The sequence below is a fragment of the Collinsella sp. genome (assembly GCF_052346665.1).
GTDB lineage: Bacteria > Actinomycetota > Coriobacteriia > Coriobacteriales > Coriobacteriaceae > Collinsella.
In genome coordinates, this window is sequence record NZ_DAWDUX010000047.1 from 13,583 (window position 1) to 16,798 (window position 3,216).

The window sequence follows — 3,216 nt, forward strand, 5'->3', positions numbered from 1 at the left end:
CAGCGTCATATTGAGGCCATAATCGCGCTTATCGGCGTCACGGACTTCGTCATCGCCCACCCGGACCATGGCGGGCACGTCCATGGCGGTGTCGGGGGTCATCCCCTCGTGTTCGATTCCCGCGGCCGCCACGAAGGACTTAAAGACCGAGCCCGGCTCGTAGACATCGGTCACCACGCGCAGATTGAGATCCTCGTTCGAGGCGTTTGCCAAGTCCGTAGGATCATAGGTGGGATACGAGCACGCGCAGATGATCTCGCCTGTCGTGGGATCACTCACCAAAACGGAACCGTTCTTGGCGCCCACGCGCTCCACCACCTCGGCAATGGCGTCCTCGGCGACGCGCTGGATATTCGCGTCGATCCCAAGCACGATGTCCATGCCATCTTGGGCGGGGATCTTCTTATACGCTCCACCGGCGATGAACGTGCCATCCAAGGCGCGCTCGCGAACCAACGAGCCGTTCACGCCCGTCAATATCTCGTCATATTGCTTTTCGAGGCCCGAAACGCCCACATTGTCCACGTTCACGATGCCGAGCACCTGCGACGCCAGCGTGCCATTCGGATACACGCGTTTGATTGACGGCTCGAACTCGATGCCCGCGATCTCCTTCTGTGCGAGCAACTCGGCATCTTCGTCATCAACCTGGCGCTTCACATAGGCGAAGGTCGTGTCTTGGTCGAAGAGATCGGCCACGTACTCCTCATCGACGCCCAAAACGTCAACGAGTGCGGCGATCGCCTTCTTGCGCTGCTTCTTCTCAATGAGTTGCGGATTCACATAGACGTTCTTGCACTCGACGCTCGAGACGAGCACCGTGCCGTTGCGGTCGTAAATCGTACCGCGCTTGGCGTAGAGCGTTTGGCTTATCATGCGGCGCGCATCCGCCTCGGCGAGGTAGCGGTTTGCGTTGAAGATCTGGTAATCGGCAAGGCGCGCCGTGATGAGCAGACCGGCGAGCCCCAAACCGCCCATGAGAAAGCCGTGGCGCGAGATGTTCTCATGCGCCAAGTCGGAATGAAGCAGATCGGTCTTGACGCGGGTGTCTCGATGGTCGCGTGAGCCGCGGGCGTCGCGCCCGCGCGACTCTTCACGTGCACCGCGCGCACCACGCGGGCTGCGCGAGCCACGGAGCCCATCTTGGGCACCGCCACGCGAGCCGCCCGTGCGACCGGAGCCCCGCCTCCTATCGTAATTCGAAGACATGAAGACGTGCCGCCCAACTACTGGCCGAGCGCAGAGAGCGCACTCGCGCCGGTGTCGGCACTCGAATCGACATATTCGGTGAAATCGAGCGTGATACCGCTGTCCGCGGTAACCATGCCGTAGCCCTCAGCAAGGTCGCGGATGCGCGTGGACGAGCCATACACGGCACGCATGACCTCAAGCTCGGAGCTCTGCTCCTGAGCCTCGGTAAGTTCGTTGGAGAGGGTCGCGGCGTTGTTGAGCGTTGCGGTGGTAAGGCCGGCAAGAGCCACGCGGAAGACGCCAATCGCGACGAACAGAACCGCGAGCACGGCGAAGACCTTGACGCAATGCGTGAACTGGGGGCTGACCTCCTGGCTCGCCTCACGGCCCGCACCGGTGACGACATCAAGGCGAGGACGCGCAGAAGGTGTGGGGGCGGAAGCGTGCCCGGCATACGTCTCGGGCTGCATATCATAGGCATATGCTGCGTTTGAGGTGTGGTAACCCATGATATGCAACCCTCCGTCCCGGAAGCAGTGACAATACGAGCGGCGCGAGACGAACGGATGGCGAACGCGGAGCTATAGACGCTCTGCGCAGCGAATCTTCGCCGATCTCGCGCGTGGATTGCGGGCGACCTCCTCGGCCGTCGCAACTAGCGGTTTGCGGGTGGTGACCTTGACTATCGGCACGTTCCCGCACACGCACACCGGAATGTCCGGCGGACAGGTGCATCCTTTGGAGAGCTCCTGGAAATGTTGCTTGACGATGCGATCCTCAAGCGAGTGGTACGAGATGACGCATACGCGACCTCCCGGGTTCAACCAACGAACCGCCGCCTCGAGGCCGCGTTCGAGCACATCGAGCTCATGGTTGACCTCGATGCGAATCGCCTGGAAGCTGCGTTTGGCCGGATGCCCTCCGTGCCTACGCGCCGCCGCCGGTATACCGGCTTTGATCGCCTCGACGAAGTCTCCCGTCGTCTGGAGCGGCGTCACCTGCCGACGACGCACGATCTCACGCGCGATCTGGCGAGCGAACTTCTCCTCTCCATAAACGCGAAGAATCCGGGCGAGGTCGGCTTCGGTATAGGTGTTCAAGACCTCAGCTGCGTTTAGGGTGTTGGTTCCCGGATCCATACGCATGTCGAGTGGGGCATCCTCGTTGTACGAGAAACCCCTACCAGGGATATCGAGTTGGGGGCTCGAGACACCCAGATCGAACAGGAATCCATCGACGCCGGGCACCTGAGCTGTGCACAGGAGCTCGTCCAAGTCCCCGAAGTTTCCCTTGAGGAGCTTGTGGGGCGTACCCGGGGCCTCGACGTCAAGCCGATTTCCCGCCGCCTCGAGCGCCATGTCGTCCTGGTCGATCCCGAGCAACAGCCCTTGGGGTCCAACCTGCGCCGCCATCTTCACCGAGTGACCGGCACCGCCGAGCGTGCAATCGCACACAACGGACCCGCTTGCGAGCTGGAGCTGCTCGAGCACTTCTTGGAGCATGACTGGTTCATGCCGATATTCAGGTGTCAACGTACCTGTCCCCCGTTCGCGTCCATAAGGCCTTTCCTAATCGAAGAAGCCCGCGAGGATATCCTCGGTCTCAGCCTGACGTGCCGCATAGGTCTCGCGATCCCAAATCACCAGGCGGTCGTCGCCACCGACGACCGTGACCTCGCGATCCAGGTGAGCCTTCTTGCGGTCATGCTCGGGAAGGCTGATGCGGGCGGCGGAGTCTATTTCGAGTGTGGTTGCCGCGCCGTACAGAGCCTCCTTGACCATGCGGTGAGAACGGTCGGTGGGATTGAACCCGCCCTTTGCCTCAAACACAGAGTCAACCCAGACCTTGAACGTGTCCTCAGTGAACACGTACAGGGCATCGACTTCCTTTTCAGGAGCGGGAAGGACGCGCACATGACCCTCGAGCTGCTTTTTGAAGGCGGGCGGCAGCGACAAACGTCCCTTCGCATCGAGATTTCGATCGTAGGTACCGTTGAAATACACTGGCGCACACCCCCTTAGGCTT

Annotated in this window: 4 protein-coding genes; all 4 read right to left on the reverse strand. The window is 61.4% G+C overall.

What is annotated here, in order from left to right; all coding sequences use genetic code 11:
* Positions 1 to 1,209: peptidoglycan D,D-transpeptidase FtsI family protein (locus tag ACT8II_RS08290; RefSeq protein WP_443813747.1), on the reverse strand; the 1,209-nt coding region annotated here is incomplete at its 3' end.
* A gap of 17 nt (positions 1,210 to 1,226) precedes the next feature.
* Positions 1,227 to 1,700, reverse strand: coding sequence for a hypothetical protein (locus ACT8II_RS08295; protein ID WP_118654165.1), 474 nt, complete (start codon positions 1,698 to 1,700; stop codon positions 1,227 to 1,229).
* Between the two features lie 72 nt (positions 1,701 to 1,772).
* Complete coding sequence (gene rsmH / locus ACT8II_RS08300) at positions 1,773 to 2,723, reverse strand: 16S rRNA (cytosine(1402)-N(4))-methyltransferase RsmH (RefSeq protein WP_118654166.1); 951 nt, start codon at positions 2,721 to 2,723, stop codon at positions 1,773 to 1,775.
* Between the two features lie 36 nt (positions 2,724 to 2,759).
* The coding region (locus ACT8II_RS08305) for a division/cell wall cluster transcriptional repressor MraZ (protein ID WP_443813749.1) at positions 2,760 to 3,216 on the reverse strand (457 nt) is incomplete at its 5' end.